Here is a 257-nt window from a genome sequence, read left to right on the forward strand (position 1 = left end):
GCTACATGGGCAAAGCACTGAACAAAGCCTAGTCGCCTTGAATAACTTGTTTAAAGTAGATATCGCGGTACAAGATGTGGCTGCCATTATCATCGAGCCGATTCAAGGAGAGGGTGGGTTTTATCCTGCGCCTAAGTCTTTGTTGCAAGCGCTACGTAAACTATGCGATGAACACGGCATTGTACTGATAGTTGATGAGATTCAAACGGGGTTTGGCCGTACTGGTAAAATGTTCGCCTGTGAAGACGCTGGGATCG

The 257-nt window shown here is 47.1% G+C and carries 1 protein-coding gene; it reads left to right on the forward strand.

Annotated elements, in window-relative coordinates; all coding sequences use genetic code 11:
• Positions 1–46: 46 nt before the first annotated feature.
• Positions 47–257 (forward strand): aminotransferase class III-fold pyridoxal phosphate-dependent enzyme (locus Q4528_RS14640; protein WP_303522385.1); only part of this gene is annotated, 211 nt, incomplete at its 3' end.

It is taken from the genome of Staphylococcus pasteuri, assembly GCF_030547725.1.
In the GTDB taxonomy this organism is placed as follows: Bacteria; Bacillota; Bacilli; order Staphylococcales; family Staphylococcaceae; genus Staphylococcus; species Staphylococcus pasteuri.